This is a genomic window from Mucilaginibacter aureus, assembly GCF_053514885.1.
On sequence record NZ_CP170601.1, the window covers coordinates 1,926,978 to 1,941,737 of the forward strand.

The following is a 14,760-nucleotide window of genomic DNA, read 5'->3' on the forward strand; positions in this document are numbered from 1 at the left end:
CTCTGTCAGGGGTTATTACCTATGCAAAAAATGAGCTGCTTCGCAGATCTTTTGGAATTTTCATCTTACTGTTTTTCGCTCCCATCATCCCATCCTACGCCCAGTCCGACTCCCCAGCCGAACTAAAACAACTTCGCCAAAAGATGGTGCTGGCACTTAACAGCGGCAAAACAACCGATTCGCTTTACACCGCTTTGGATAAAATGAGCAATAAGCCACCGGTATACCTGGCCTATTTGGGCACTTTGAATGGTTTAAAAGCCAAACACAGCTGGAACCCCTATAGTAAGATCAAATACCTGCGCACTGCCGAAAAGGTTTTAAAACAGGCCACTGACGCCGACCCGCATAACATCGAGATCCGTTTTCTGCGCTTTTCCATCGAAAATAACGTGCCTGGCTTTTTAGGCTACAATAAAAACCTGGATGCCGACAGGGATGAGATGATTCGCCAGTTAAATGAAAAAAATTATGGCACGGCCAACAAACCGCTCACCATTCAGCTCATCAAATTTTTAATAGCATCCAAACTGTGCACACCCGCCGAAACCGAAACTCTGCATAAACATTTAGCCGCATTATCGTGAAATACACTTACCTGCTCATCAACTTTTTAACCATCGTATTCCCGGTGGCGCTATCATTTGATAAGCGGGTGGCCTTTCATAAAAGCTGGAAATTTATCTGGCCCGGCATGGCCATTACGGGTTTGTTTTTTTTAGTATGGGACGTATTGTTCACCGTTAAAGGCGTATGGAGCTTTAACCCCAAATACATTTTGGGCATCAACCTGTTTGGCTTACCTGTTGAAGAAGTGCTGTTTTTTTTAACCGTGCCCTTTGCCTGTATATTTATTTATGCCTGCCTTAACCATTATCTCAACTATATGCTCAGCGATATAGTAAGCGAGGTGCTCTCAAGCGCCTTTGGCATACTGTCTATATTGGTGCTCATCTTTTTTTACCACAAACTGTACCCGTTAGTTACGTTTAGCTTGCTGCTGGTACTCATCATTTTGTTCGAATACGTACTACGCCGGCGCTGGCTCAACCGGTTTTATATCATGTATTTCGTAGCGCTTATTCCGTTTTACGTGGTTAACGGAGCGCTCACATCAATCCCGGTGGTGCTGTACAGCAAAACCCAAACCATGGGCACCCGCGTTTGGACCATCCCCTTCGAAGATCATTTTTATTTAATGGCGCTGTTGCTGATGAACATCGGTTTTTTTGAACATTTTAGTAAGAAAGGAGTAGCAAACGGTGAGTGAGTTACCGGTATATACCAAAAGCCAGTTAGCCTTGCGCAACGGCCAGGATAAGCCCCAGATATGGGTTGCATACCTGGGATTTATTTATGACGTTACCGAAAGCCGGTTATGGCGCAACGGAAAGCACTACGAACACTGGGCCGGACAGGATTTAACCGACGAGCTCAAGGATGCCCCGCATACCGAAGGCGTATTTGAAAAATTTATACCAATTGGTAAATTAGGATAACATCAAAGAACGCTTTTACGCACGAATAATTGGCTCTGTGTACTTTGTGTTTTTCTTTTCGCGTTCTCTGTGGTAAAATTAACCACAAAGATTCACAGAGGCATTACACAGAGTCCGCAGAGATTTTTTCTGACCAGAATCTTAAGCAACTCCCTTACTTGTTATTTCCCCGCCGCTTCCAGAGCTGCCATATCCAACTTACCCATCTGCATCATGGCATCCATTGCCTTTTTTGCTTTTGCCTGATCTTCATTATACAGCAACTGGCCCAGGTTATGCGGAATAATTTGCCACGACAAGCCAAATTTATCTTTCAACCAGCCACAATACGATTCGCTGCCGCCATTAGCAGTAAGCTTTTCCCAATAATAATCTATCTCCTGCTGGTTTTCGCAATTCACATAAAACGATACAGCTTCGGTAAACTTAAACATCGGGCCGCCGTTAAGCGCCATAAACTCCTGCCCTTCCAGTTCAAAAGTAGCCGAAAAGGCCTTATCCTTGCCCGGCATGTGGTTAATGCTGTGAACTTTTGCATTTTTAAATACCGATGTGTATAGCTCAATAGCTTCTTCAATGTTATTATCGAACCATAAAAATGGGGTTATCTTTTGCATCGCTTTCATATTTTTCAAATTGGTTAAACAAATATAGCTGCAATTTTCAGCAGGGTGTAAGGTGCAAATCCGGCATTTTACAGGGGGTATCACGTCGTTAACACAAGTAACATTTTTAGCCGGTGTGCCTTTATGTCAAATCAATACCTAATATTTGTAACTGTAAACCTACCCATTATGCCCCGTAAAAACCATTTGCTTTGCGCGATAGCCGCCGTATTGTTTGGCTCAGCCGTATTTGCTCAAACCGAAACATATCCGCCTGCGGCGCAGGTTGCTGCCGATTTTCATAGAATACTCGACCGGCCTAGGGTACCATTCAATGCCTCTTTTCAAACTACCCAAACTGATTCGGTGATCATTGAGCACGGTTATATTTACAGCGAAGCAAATGAAAAGGTGCCTATGCTGATCTACAAACCTGTATCGGCACAAGCCAAGTTACCTGCCGTTATCTTTCTGCATGGTACCGGCGGCAAAAAGGATGAAGCGCGTATCAAAAACATTCTTTACCGGCTAACCAAATTGGGCATTGCAGGCGTAGCTATCGATGCCCGCTTTCATGGCGAGCGCATTGCCGGTGGTGCGCATGGCTCTGAGGAATATATAGCCGCAGTAACGCAGGCCTGGGAGAACAGCGACAAAAGCCATCAAACTCATCCTTTTTTGTGGGATACCAGTTATGACCTGTGGCGGGTAACCGATTACCTGTGCACCCGGCCTGATATTGACGCTAACCGTTTGGGTATGGGTGGAATCTCCATGGGCGGTATCGAAACCTGGATGGCCGCATCTGTGGACCCGCGTATTAAAGTTGCTGTGCCTGATATCGCTATACAAAGTTTCAAATGGTCGTTAGAAAACGACAGGTGGCAGGGCCGTGTTGGCACCATTAAAGGTGCGCATCAGCAAGCCGCTAAAGATATGGGCGATAGTACCATTAACCAGCGCAACATTAAAGCTGTTTGGGATAAGATCTTACCCGGTATTACCGGCGAGTTTGACTGCCCCTCAATGATCCGCCTTTTTGCACCGCGGCCATTTCTCATCCTAAGCACCGAAAATGATAACAACAACCCGCTGCCGGGAGCTAAAATAGCCTTTGCTGCTGTACAAGCTGCCTATGGCACTGCCAACGCTGATAAGCTTAAAATTGATGTTGCCCCAAAGCTTGGCCACACCACTCCTGAATATCATATACAAATGGCTTTGGATTGGTTTGAACAATGGTTAGTGAAGAAATAAAGCCAGCCATTTTACCCAAAAGATGCGTTAGGGATAGAAGCGGATACCAGCCTCGTGGCTAAGGCCTGTGCCGTATGAGCGGATAGCCCGGCCCGCAGGGAACGCCCCAATTATCATAAATATAAAATGCCGAATTTATTTCAACATCTCACGTGATTGGCAGTACGCATACTGTCCTGAGAGATGCTGAAATAAATTCAGCATGATCTTTATCTTATTAAGCTTTCTTAGCCGGCTTTACGCTCTTCTTCTTTTTATTCTCTACAAAGAAAGCACCGCCCAATGCAAGTACCAACAATATCGAACCTGCCAGTGATATTTTCTCGCCGGTGTAGTATGCCGCCGGGTGGAATATAAACTCAATTTTGTGGTTACCAACCGGTATCTGCGCGGCACGCAACAACCAATCGGCCCTGAAGTATGGTTTCTCAACATCATCTATCAGCATTTTCCAGCCTTCTTTATAATACACTTCCGAAAATACAGCTACCTGTGGTGTTACCGAGCCGCTTTGATAAACCATATGGTCGGGGTTATAGCTTACCAGTTTAATGCTGCCCAATGTATCGATAGATGTTTGTTTATCTTCTATCAGGCCTTTGTATTGCTTATCAACTATAGCTTCGTCTTTAGGGTTAAAGCTGCTAATGGCCTGCATTTCGGCATCGGCGTTATCGGCAAACTTCACGCTTTTTACAAACCAGGCGTGGCCGCAGGCAGTAGGATTTGCATGCATGGTTTGCGATTGCGTTTTGGGGTCGGTAGTAATAATGTATTTGGTATTCAGCATATCCAGTACGTCCTGGTTTATGCTTCCGCTAAATTGCCTTTCCTGCAATTCGTCAAAACGTTTCAGTTTGGCGGCATGGTAACCACCTATCGATTTATAAAAGAACGACGGATTTGAATCGGTAAACGGATTACCCGACGTCATATCAAACACACGGTAGTCCGGGTCCGGGTCACGCAATATCAGCTTATCCACTTCGCGGGGTTGTGGTTGCTGCATATCTTCTTTAGCGCCAAAGCTTTCTTCTTTCAAATAACGTTTGTCCACTACCCACAGATCAACGAGCACCAGGGCCAGTAAACCGATAGATAACACGGTAACATTGAGCTTTTGTTTGATAAAGGCCCAAACAATACCAAAGGCAAGTACTACAAATAACAATGAACGCCAGGCATCGGCTTTAGCCAGCGAAATACGATCCTGAACCAAACCCGATACAAACGCATTGGCTGCCGCACTGTTACCACCCATTTGCTGAGTAAAGCTGTCGATCATTGCCTGATGATTGCTCGATTTGAACGACAGGAACATATCGGGCACCAAAGCCAGCAATAAACATAGGCCGCCGGTAATATAAAATGCGATATAGACCTTTTTCAGTATCTCGGCCCTGTTAGTTGTTGCGATAATTTCGCGGATAGCTAAAAATGCCAACAGCGGGAAACACAGCGTGGCTATGGTTAAAATAGATTCAACCGTGCGGAACTTGTTGTAGAGCGGGAAATGGTTAAAGAAAAAGTCGGACACATACGGCCAGTTTTTGCCGAATGACAACAGCATCACCAATAACACAGTGCCTGCCAGCCACCATTTAAGCCTGTCTTTAACAATGAGTAAACCTGCTATAAACAAAAAACAGATAGCTGCGCCAAAATACCACGGGCCACCGGTAAACGGTTTTTCGCCCCAGTATAAACCTTGCTCGGCAACGCCGATGGCCTGGTTGGGGTCAACATGCAGATCGGTTAAGGCCTGTACGCTTTTCGAATCCTGGTTCAGCGATGCATCGCCGCCGCTTCCGTACAGGTTGGGCACCAAAAAGGTAAAGCTTTCGCTCACGCCCTGGCTCCATTGGTAAGCGTAATCCCTACTTAAACCATTGCTTGGCTCGGGGGTTGCAGCGCGGCTGGTAAGGTTTGATTGCCCGCGGTTACTTTCCTGCCCGTATTGGTAAGTGCTCCACAGCATTGAGGCGTTTACCGCGATAGCCAACAAAGAAGCAGCAGCCAGATAAGCAATGGCTGTAAAAAAGCTCTTGGTTGTTTTGGCTTTAATGGCATGGTATAACTCAATCCCTACCAAAATAGCTATACCGAATAACAGGTAATAGGTCATCTGGATATGGTTGGCCCGAATCTCCATCGCCAAAAACAAAGCGGTTACAGCCCCGCCAAGCAGGTAACGTCCGCGTAAGGTGAGGATAATGCCCGCCAGTATAGGCGCGAAGAATGCGATGGCAAATGCCTGGTTGGCATGTCCTGCCCCGAGTAATATAATATTGTATGATGAAAAGGCAAACGCTATGGCACCAGCGGCCGAAAGCCAGGGATTTATCCGCAATACGCAAAACAGCAGATATGCGCCAAATAAAAACAGCAAAACGGTATCAATAGGCACCGGGAACGTTGCTTTTAAAGCTTTGATGACATAGGTGGTGATGTTGTTGTTGTAAGGCACCCAAATTTGGTAGGTTGGCATACCGCCAAATAACTGGTTCGTCCAAAGGATGGTGGTGTCTTTAGCCTTATAGTCGTTAACCTCTTTGGCCATTGCTGTTGCGTGCAGCACGTCGCCCTGGTTAAGTACCTTGCCCTGAAAAGCAGGCGTAAAATAAAAGAAAGAGATTACTAAAAATAGTGCGGCAATGCCTAAATGAATGCCATTTTGTTTAAACCAATTGTTCATTAAATTTGAGATATGATTTTCAAAAATAGGAATTTAGGCGGGAAAAGAAAGATTTAATTAGCACCCGTTGGTTAACAGTGCTGCGCGCTGCTTCGCAGGGCAAAAAATAGCAGGATCAAACCTGCCAGGCTAACTACATAAGCTATGATGCGCGCTTTATCATACTCCTCGCGCTCGCGGCGTATCTTGTAAAAATTATAAACGGCCAGCAGGCCCATCGTGATCCAAAAATACAAGCTTATTGCAGTGCATTGGGCAAAAAACTGCATGGCCAATACCAGTACAACGTAATTAACGATGATCAGAAAAAATGATTGCGGGGTACCGTAATGCCTGCGCTTATAAACCTCTTCGGGCAGCATGGTTATTTTATTTCTTCGTAATCAATAAAATCACCTTCCGAGTCGGGTATCTGGCTTTTTACTTTGGGCGCATAGTCAACCTTAACACGACCATCTGCCGGGCGGCTGGTGCTTTGCTGGTAGTTTTGCTGATAGTTTTGCTGCCCGTGCTGCTGCGCTTTGCTTACTAACCTTTGCAAAAACAAACGTATAACCACACGGAATAATATAGGCACCAAATACAATGCCAGCCCAGCTATAATGATGAAATCGATTATTTCCATTGCATTAAAATAAAATACAAACTTAAGTAAAAATTAAACTATACAATAGCGCCGTTGCCTGGCCTCAACTATAGTAAGCTCTAATAACGCTAAAATGTTTGATTATGATGCCAATGGGTAAATAATGTTACAATGCTATAGTCATGCGGAGGTAAATATCAAGGTGATGTAATACCCTTCCAACTCCGGTAAGTCAACCGCTATATTCCTTAAAACCCTTTTTTGTTTCTGTAGTTATACCTATTGATCAACCAGTTATTTTTATGAAAGCAATATGGAAAGGATCGATCGGCTTTGGGCTGGTCAATATCCCCATCAAACTCTATTCGGCCGTACAAAGCAGCTCGCTCGACCTGGATATGCTGGACGGGCGCGACCACTCGAAGATTCGTTTTCAGCGGGTTAACGAGCATACCCATAAAGAGGTGCCTTATGATAAGATCGTAAGAGCCTATAAGCTCGACGATGATTACGTGGTGCTGGATGAACACGATTTTGAAGAAGCCGCGCCCGAAAAAAGCAGGGAAATTGCCATTGAAAGCTTTGTTGATATAGGCGAGGTAAACCCCATGTTTTACGAAACATCCTATTACGTAGAGCCGGATAGTAAAAACAGCAAAGCTTATGCCCTGTTGCTCAAAGCGCTGCAGGAATCAAAAAAGGCAGGCTTGGCGCGTTTTGTGCTGCGCAGTACCGAAAGCCTGTGTATAGTGCACCCGCTCGACGAGGTAATGGTGGTTACCCGTATCCGTTTTGCGCAGGAGATCCGCTCGCCTGAGGAGATCAATATCCCCACCAAACACGAGGTGAGTAAAAAGGAGCTGGATATGGGCATGGCCCTGATAGAGCAGTACTCGGGCAAATTTGATGTGTCGAAATTTAAGGACGAATATTCGGACGAGTTGTTGAATATCATTAAGCTTAAAGCCAAAGGCAAACGCCCAACCATCAAGAAGCTAAAACCTAAAAAAGCAGCCGGGGATGATCTGTACGATCAGCTGATGGCGAGTTTGCAAACCAAAAAAGGCGCCTAATGTTTTATTTCTTATAAAGAAATAAATTATATAATAAGTAAAACTGTCAGCTATTAATGTTGTTGATCAATAAAAACATTAATAAAATATTTATGAAAACAACAACATCATCAGCAGTTACAGAACTTGAAGACTCTGCATTAAACGAACTGTTTATTGACGAATTGAAAGACATTTATTGGGCCGAAAAGCATTTAAGCAAGGCTTTACCCAAAATGATCAAAGGCGCAACATCCGAGGAGTTAAAATCCACTATCCAGGCACATTTAACCGAAACCGAAAACCATGTTACCCGGTTGGAGCAGGTTTTTGCATCAATAGGTGAAAAAGCAGTTGCGGTAAAATGCGAAGCGATGGCGGGCTTATTGAAAGAAGGCGAAGAAATTATGGGAGAGACCGAAAAAGGGACATTGACCCGCGACGTTGGCATTATATCGGCAGCGCAAAAAGTAGAACATTATGAGATAGCATCTTACGGAACTTTAAAAACTTTAGCAGCAGTTTTGGGTTATACTGAAGCAGCCGGATTGTTGGAAGAAACACTGGCCGAAGAAAAGAACGCCGATTCTTTATTGACCCAGGTGGCCGAGAGCTGTGTAAACACATCTGCAAGGGCCGAAAAGAAATAAAGGATTGGTTATTATAAACCAATTAACATTAAGATCATGGCAGAAGTAGCAGTAAATGATAAAACTATAGAGCAATTAAAACATTTGCTTTCTATAACTACCGATAGTATGGAAGGGTATAAACAATCGGCCAATAACTCGCCGGGCCCAGAGTTTACGGCCCTTTTTACCGATTATTTGATACAGCGTGGCGAATACGCCGAAGAGCTCCGTGCGGCGATACATTTGCTGGGTGGCGATGCCAAAACCGTATCAGGCGGCACATTTAGTGCCCTTGGAAGATTGTGGACAACCATTAAAACAACTATAGGCAGCGATGCAGAGCGCACCGCCCTGGAGGCTTGCATGGCTGATGAAAAAGCAACTATAGCCGAGTATGAAAAAGTACTGGCAAATGCAGAATTGAGCCCCGAACTGCGTGAAACGCTAACCGACCAGAAAACCGGTGTTGAACGTGCGTTAACCCGCAGCGAGCAATTGGCCAGGGTTTATAATTGACCGATCAGGTTACTTTAAATAAAAAAAGGGGCTTAGGCCCCTTTTTTTATAAATACATCATCACACTCTTCTTCCCAGCCTAAATAGCAGGCGTACCAATGCGCACAATTTTCGAGGATGGCCTGCTCGTTAGTGTTTTTTGGATCAACGATCTCGGCTATAAACATGATCTTTTCGGTATTGCCCATCGTATTCTGATAGGTATAATCAAAATGCCGGCGGTAGCTTGTACGAATTTGATCTGCTTTTTCTTTAGAGATGATATCTGTGTGAATAATATGGATCAGTGACCTGGTAGTTACATGGTAAATAAACAGATTTTCAGTTTCTGATGCCGGATCTTCACATAAAAGGTATTCGGGAATTTGCAACTTCATGGCTCAAAAATTTAATTAGTAAAAATTAATATTGGTGTTGTAACAACACACGTTAGCTGCTAATGTTTTTAGAAGTTAACAATAACAAATTCAGTCGGTTATCAGGTATTTACCCGGTGTTGAAATGATAATTAAGTTTCAATTGTTTTAATAAAAATATCAATACTCCGGGTTAACAGGTGCGAATTTTTGAGGGAGAATTTTAATTAATAGGCAATAAATAAAATGTTATTTTTTGATAAAAAACCGGCAATAAAAAAACCCGGAACAATGTCCCGGGTTAACTTTATGGTTATATAGGGGGTTATATAACTGTTGGCCTTCTGATGATACCTAAAATTAAAGAGATAACCGCGATAACCAACAATACATGTATGATGCCTGTGGCCGAATACATGAATACGCCCAAGGCCCATCCAATAATGAGAATAACCGCTATGATATACAATAATGAGTTCATGGTAGATTGTTTTAAGTAAATAAATTTAGTTTAATTTCTTTCTCTGTATGTATAATATTAATTTGAAAGAAATTGTTTTAATTAATTTACTGAAAGTAATAAGATTAGTGGTCAGCCTTTTTTGCATGCTGAGAGTGCCCGGATTATTCGACGGCCCGTACTGTTATAAGGTTTTGAGGATTGTTGTTAGTTGTAGTTGATACAAATAAAAATAATATGTACTAAATAATATGCACTAAATTATTTTATCTTTATCCCTGCCTTTCGGACACTTAACTGTTTGTGGATAAACACCCGTCGCATGAAAAAACCTTTACTCATCCTCTTTCTTTTCTTACTTGTTGGTAAAACACTGTTAGGCCAGACGCCGGTAATTACATCGTTTAGCCCGGCAAGTGGTCCGGTAGGTACGTTGGTAACAATTACCGGTAGTAACTTTAATAGCACTACAGGAAATAATGTTGTTTTTTTTGGGGGAGTAAAAGCAATACCACAGTCAGCAAGTACTACATCAATAACAGTTGTGGTTCCGGTAGGCGCAACTTATCAACCTCTATCTGTTTTAAATATAAGTAATGGCTTAGCCGGGAATTCGATTCTGCCGTTTGTAGTCACAAGCGATGTAAAAGGTAGTATAACAAGTGTTGATTTTGACCCTAAGGTCAATTTTACGGGAGGAACAGTCCCACAAATGTCATGTATGACAGACATTGACGGAGATGGCAAATTGGATCTTGCTGTGGCAAACTCATCTGGTACTACGGTATCTATTTTTCGCAATACGGCAACTAAAGGAATCATTAATTCGGCATCATTTGCATCCAAATTTGACCTTTCTACGGGAGTTACGCCTACTCAAATAGCTCTTCAGGATTTAGATGGTGACGGCAAACCTGATCTTGTAGTTGCGAGCCAGTCAGGTAAAACCGTTTCAATATACCATAACAACGCTGTAAATGGGGTTATAAATGCCAGTTCATTCGGCCCAAAGATCGATTTTCCTGCCGGAAATTCCCCGGTTTCGATGGCTATTGGAGATATTGATGGCGATGGTAAACCCGATATTGTAATTTCAAATGGAGGGTCAATATCCATATTACTTAATAAATCTGTAACAGGGGCGTTCAATAATTCCTCTTTTGCACCTAAATACGATATTACGATCTCTATTCATTCTATTGTATTGGCAGATCTGGATAGAGACGGTAAATTGGATATAGCCGGTACAAATTCGACAGGTATAGTTTCGGTAATGCACAATGTTATTACCGTAAGTGGTGCAATTAACGCTACATCGTTTGAAGCCCCGGTAAGTTATAATTGTGGCCAGAATCCGGTAGCTATTTGTGCTGCCGACATTGATAACGATGGTAAGCCTGATCTGGTAACAGTTGACAATACCGATAATACCATATCGATATTACAGAACACTATCAGTGGAAGTGGTATAAACAGTAACTCATTTAGTACTAAAGTTAGTTTTGCAACGGGCAGTTCGCCAATGTATGCATCTATAGCTGATATTGATGGAGATGGCCTGGTAGATATTGCTGTGGTTAATTATAACGACAATAATTTTTCATTATTTCATAATACATACACCTCAGGTTTGATCAGCACCACCTCATTTGCTAACAGATTAAACATAGCTTCTGGTACATTTCAGGGCGGCATTTCACTGGGGGATATTGATGGTGACGGTCGACCTGACTTCGTGGTCAGTAATAATTCTACCTTAATATCCGTAATTCGTAACAACCCGGTCAATCCTCCCGTAATTACCAATATTTCACCCTTGGCTGCAGGTACTGGTACACTTGTAACTATTACCGGTAAAAATTTTAGTAAAAGCAATGCCAACAATGTTATTTATTTTGGAGCCACTCAGGCTGTAGTATCATCATCAAGCTTAACTCAGGTTACAGCTACTGTGCCGGCAGGTGCAACGTACAAGCCTATGTCTGTACTTAACGTTGAAACCCAGCGCATAGGCTTTTCATCTAAATCATTCAACACAACTTATTTTGGTAAACGCAATCTTGTAGCAGCCGATTTCGATAGTGGTTCAGGAAGTGTTTACTCAAGTTTAAACAAAATTGGATCCATCAATATCAGTGATATTGATGGCGACGGCAAGCCCGATATGATAACTGCTGATCTAACCGGTCAGACAGTTTCGGTAAGCTTAAACACTTCGTTTAATGGAGTTACTTCAACAATTCATCAATTTGCCCCGAGCATTAGCCTTAATGCCGGTAGTGCCATCGCCCGGGTTCAAATTGGAGACATTGATGGTGATGGCAAGCCAGATATTGTTACACTAAACTCTACAAGTTATATGGTATCAGTATTACGCAATATTTCCACTCCAGGTAATGTTGCCTTTGATAAGCATATCGATCTATCTTACTTTAATTTTCAAAATTTTTCTGAAATAAACTTAGTCGATGTTAATATGGATGGGAAATTGGATATCGTTGCATCTTCGTCAACCCAAATATCCGTATTTCGCAACACGTCTTCCGCCGGTTTTGCTTCATTTTCCACAGCTACAGATATAATTGTAGGCGGGGCGCCAAATGGCGGAGGTTCAGGTTACCCTGAGTCGGCTGTACTGGCCGGGGATATTGATGGCGATGGCAAACCAGATCTTGTATACTATAGTTATTACGGATACGATAACGGCGTAAACGATGGGCTCATCGTTTTGCGCAATACTTCGGTTAACAGTAGCGTCAGTTTTGCCTCACCTGTTATTGTTTCAAAAAACGGATTTGGCAGGTCGCTTTTTTTAGCGGATTTTGACAATGATGGCAAATTAGATATTGTGTTCTCTTCAAATGTATACAAAAATATTGCTTCACCCGGTTCTATCACATCTGCTTCTCTGTCGTCGCCAGTTCCGCTTTCACAGCTTTCACCTCTTGATATCATTTACGAAGTAGCTGATGTTAATGGCGATGGTATGCCTGACATCGTTATGGTAAATGATGATCAGTCAGCCGGAGGCGTTTTTTCTATTTTACTTAATACAACAACTACGGCACTTGCTTTTAGTCCAAGAATAGGTATCAAAACCGGTCCATCTCCACAATTTTTGGGTGTTGGCGATATGGACGGTGATGCAAAACCGGATATTTTAGTTAACAATGGCAACTATATAACGTGCTTTTATGACCATTCGCCGCCGGTGCCAGTGCCAACAATTACCTCATTTACGCCTACTACAGTAGCAGCCGCCGGCAGTACAACAGTAACCATAACAGGCACAAATTTTATCGGTGCAACAATAGTTAGTTTTGGCAATACAGCGGCAGCTACCTTTACTGTAGTATCGGCAACAACAATCACTGCTATAACAGGTGGAGGTACCTCCGGTATTGTTTCGGTAACTACTCCGGGGGGAATAGCAAGTTTAGCCGGCTTTAATTTTGTACCGATACCCACAATTACTGCCGGTGGGCCTACTACCATAGCTACAAGTGGCAGCGTAATATTAACCGCCAACCCGGGTACGGGTTATGCCTACCAGTGGCTTAAAAATGGTGTCAACATTACCGGTGCTAACTCGGCAACGTACACAGCTACACAAAGCGGGGCGTACACGGTAATCATAACCTTAAATAGTGTGAGCCAAACATCAGCAGCGATTACGGTAACTACCGTTTTCACTCTCCCGGCCAATAATTTCACCATCGCCGCCAACAGCGTCACCTGCCGCGGTTCGGCTAACGGTACCATCACCATCACTGCAGCACAAAACCTCAACTATACCGCTACCATAACCGGGGGGAACACCAATGCGAGTTATTCGTTTACAACAGGTACCACTATCAACAACCTGGCAGCAGGCAGTTATAATGTATGCTTTACTGTAGCCGGCCAAACGGGCTATTCGCAATGCTTTACCGTGGTGATCACCGAGCCTAAAGACCTAGCCGTATATGCTGCGGTTAACAACACCATCCAAAGCGTTAACCTTACCCTTTATGGCGGCAGTACCTATTTTGTTACCCTGAATGGCATAACCACAACCACCAATGCCAGTAACATTACACTTGCGCTGAACCGGGGTGTTAACGATGTAACGGTAACCACCGATAAACCCTGCCAAGGGATTTATCAAAAACGGATCGACGTTTCGTTAGAAGTGCTGGCTTATCCAAATCCGTTCACATCTGCATTAAACATAAACCTGGGCAATGATAAGGTAGCTTCTGCAACCATCGAATTATACAATACGGCAGGCACCAGGGTATATAGCAAACAATTTAACAATGTATCGGGCGAGGTGCAGATAACTCCGGGTAATTTAGCCCCGGGTATGTATATGCTTAAATTATCAGCCGGCCAATTGGAAAAAGTGTTTAAAGTTGTAAAACAATGACAAAGTACATCATCATATTAACCGCAATAGCAGCCTTGATGGCAGGTTGCGGTAAAAAGAACGACCCCAACGGTGCACCCGATCCGCAGGCAGCTAAGCTTACTTTCCCGGCGCAAAGCTCGGCATGCACAACCGGTACGGTCATTTCATCAACTCAAAGTACCATTGTATTTACCTGGAACAGCGCTTCGGGTACGGATAGCTATGAGATCGATATCAAAAACCTGTTGACAGGTACCATCGCGACGCAAACCGTTAGTACCAACCAATACACAGCAACCTTGCTTCGCGATACGCCTTACTCATGGTATGTGGTATCTAAATCAAGTTCATCGGCAGTTACCGCCAAAAGCGAGGTATGGAAGTTTTATAATGCAGGTATAGGTACCGTATCACATCCGCCATTCCCGGCCGATAACCTGTCGCCTACCTTCGGGCAAAACGTATCGGCAACAGCGGGAGCCATTAACCTGAGCTGGACAGCCAGCGACCCGGATAACGATATTGCTGCCTACGATGTTTACTTTGGAACCACCAGCACCCCTGCCATATCCAAATCAAACATCACCGATAAATTTGCGAATGGTATCACGGTGACATCAAGGACCACTTACTACTGGAAAGTGGTTACCAAAGATGCTGCTGGCAATACTTCCGATTCGGGCGTATTTCAGTTTAAGGTCAATTAAGAGGT

The 14,760-nt window shown here is 43.4% G+C and carries 15 protein-coding genes; 9 read left to right on the forward strand and 6 right to left on the reverse strand.

What is annotated here, in order from left to right; genetic code table 11:
• Nucleotides 1–143: 143 nt before the first annotated feature.
• The 3 genes from ACFGVR_RS08140 to ACFGVR_RS08150 are packed head-to-tail and all read left to right on the forward strand — an operon-like array spanning nucleotide 144 to nucleotide 1,499.
• The gene (locus ACFGVR_RS08140) at nucleotides 144–587 is read left to right on the forward strand and encodes a hypothetical protein (protein WP_448702300.1); all 444 of its coding nucleotides are present in this window, start codon (nucleotides 144–146) and stop codon (nucleotides 585–587) included.
• The gene (locus tag ACFGVR_RS08145) at nucleotides 584–1,270 is read left to right on the forward strand and encodes a lycopene cyclase domain-containing protein (RefSeq protein WP_448702301.1); all 687 of its coding nucleotides are present in this window, start codon (nucleotides 584–586) and stop codon (nucleotides 1,268–1,270) included. Before ACFGVR_RS08140 ends, ACFGVR_RS08145 begins: the two co-directional genes overlap by 4 nt.
• Nucleotides 1,263–1,499 carry a cytochrome b5 domain-containing protein gene (locus ACFGVR_RS08150; protein WP_448702302.1) on the forward strand — a complete coding sequence of 79 codons (237 nt, stop codon included), beginning with the start codon at nucleotides 1,263–1,265 and terminating at the stop codon, nucleotides 1,497–1,499. Before ACFGVR_RS08145 ends, ACFGVR_RS08150 begins: the two co-directional genes overlap by 8 nt.
• Nucleotides 1,500–1,660: 161 nt before the next feature.
• Here the strand turns inward: ACFGVR_RS08150 and ACFGVR_RS08155 are convergent, their stop codons facing one another.
• Nucleotides 1,661–2,125, reverse strand: a complete 465-nt coding sequence (locus ACFGVR_RS08155; RefSeq protein ID WP_448702303.1) for a VOC family protein — start codon at nucleotides 2,123–2,125, stop codon at nucleotides 1,661–1,663.
• A gap of 168 nt (nucleotides 2,126–2,293) precedes the next feature.
• Here ACFGVR_RS08155 and ACFGVR_RS08160 point away from each other — a divergent pair, with 168 nt between their 5' ends.
• Entirely contained in the window at nucleotides 2,294–3,361 is a 1,068-nt protein-coding gene (locus ACFGVR_RS08160; protein WP_448702304.1) for an alpha/beta hydrolase family protein, read from the forward strand.
• 217 nt (nucleotides 3,362–3,578) lie between these two features.
• Here the strand turns inward: ACFGVR_RS08160 and ACFGVR_RS08165 are convergent, their stop codons facing one another.
• The 3 genes from ACFGVR_RS08165 to ACFGVR_RS08175 all read right to left on the reverse strand — a co-directional run bounded on the left by ACFGVR_RS08165 (nucleotide 3,579) and on the right by ACFGVR_RS08175 (nucleotide 6,681).
• Complete coding sequence (locus ACFGVR_RS08165) at nucleotides 3,579–6,056, reverse strand: hypothetical protein (protein WP_448702305.1); 2,478 nt, start codon at nucleotides 6,054–6,056, stop codon at nucleotides 3,579–3,581.
• A 71-nt stretch (nucleotides 6,057–6,127) separates the two neighbouring features.
• Nucleotides 6,128–6,418, reverse strand: coding sequence for a hypothetical protein (locus ACFGVR_RS08170; protein ID WP_448702306.1), 291 nt, complete (start codon nucleotides 6,416–6,418; stop codon nucleotides 6,128–6,130).
• A 2-nt stretch (nucleotides 6,419–6,420) separates the two neighbouring features.
• Nucleotides 6,421–6,681 (reverse strand): DUF4834 family protein, encoded by a 261-nt coding sequence (locus ACFGVR_RS08175; protein ID WP_448702307.1) that lies wholly within the window; start codon nucleotides 6,679–6,681, stop codon nucleotides 6,421–6,423.
• Between the two features lie 263 nt (nucleotides 6,682–6,944).
• On the opposite strand from ACFGVR_RS08175, the gene ku reads away from it, so the two are divergent.
• The 3 genes from ku to ACFGVR_RS08190 all read left to right on the forward strand — a co-directional run bounded on the left by ku (nucleotide 6,945) and on the right by ACFGVR_RS08190 (nucleotide 8,842).
• Nucleotides 6,945–7,715, forward strand: coding sequence for a non-homologous end joining protein Ku (gene ku, locus ACFGVR_RS08180; protein ID WP_448702309.1), 771 nt, complete (start codon nucleotides 6,945–6,947; stop codon nucleotides 7,713–7,715).
• Between the two features lie 92 nt (nucleotides 7,716–7,807).
• The gene (locus ACFGVR_RS08185) at nucleotides 7,808–8,344 is read left to right on the forward strand and encodes a YciE/YciF ferroxidase family protein (RefSeq protein WP_448702310.1); all 537 of its coding nucleotides are present in this window, start codon (nucleotides 7,808–7,810) and stop codon (nucleotides 8,342–8,344) included.
• Between the two features lie 36 nt (nucleotides 8,345–8,380).
• A complete protein-coding gene (locus tag ACFGVR_RS08190) occupies nucleotides 8,381–8,842 on the forward strand; it encodes a PA2169 family four-helix-bundle protein (protein WP_448702312.1) in 462 nt (153 codons plus the stop codon).
• A gap of 32 nt (nucleotides 8,843–8,874) precedes the next feature.
• Here the strand turns inward: ACFGVR_RS08190 and ACFGVR_RS08195 are convergent, their stop codons facing one another.
• Together ACFGVR_RS08195 and ACFGVR_RS08200 are read right to left on the reverse strand one after the other, a co-directional pair.
• Nucleotides 8,875–9,219, reverse strand: coding sequence for a hypothetical protein (locus tag ACFGVR_RS08195; protein WP_448702313.1), 345 nt, complete (start codon nucleotides 9,217–9,219; stop codon nucleotides 8,875–8,877).
• Between the two features lie 304 nt (nucleotides 9,220–9,523).
• Nucleotides 9,524–9,679, reverse strand: coding sequence for a lmo0937 family membrane protein (locus ACFGVR_RS08200; protein WP_448702314.1), 156 nt, complete (start codon nucleotides 9,677–9,679; stop codon nucleotides 9,524–9,526).
• 301 nt (nucleotides 9,680–9,980) lie between these two features.
• Between ACFGVR_RS08200 and ACFGVR_RS08205 the strand changes: the two genes are divergently transcribed.
• Complete coding sequence (locus ACFGVR_RS08205; protein ID WP_448702315.1) at nucleotides 9,981–14,066, forward strand: FG-GAP-like repeat-containing protein; 4,086 nt, start codon at nucleotides 9,981–9,983, stop codon at nucleotides 14,064–14,066.
• Nucleotides 14,063–14,755: a hypothetical protein gene (locus ACFGVR_RS08210; RefSeq protein ID WP_448702316.1), complete on the forward strand. Its 693-nt coding sequence runs from the start codon at nucleotides 14,063–14,065 to the stop codon at nucleotides 14,753–14,755. The genes ACFGVR_RS08205 and ACFGVR_RS08210 overlap by 4 nt, the downstream gene beginning before the upstream one ends.
• The last annotated feature ends 5 nt before the right edge of the window (nucleotides 14,756–14,760 follow it).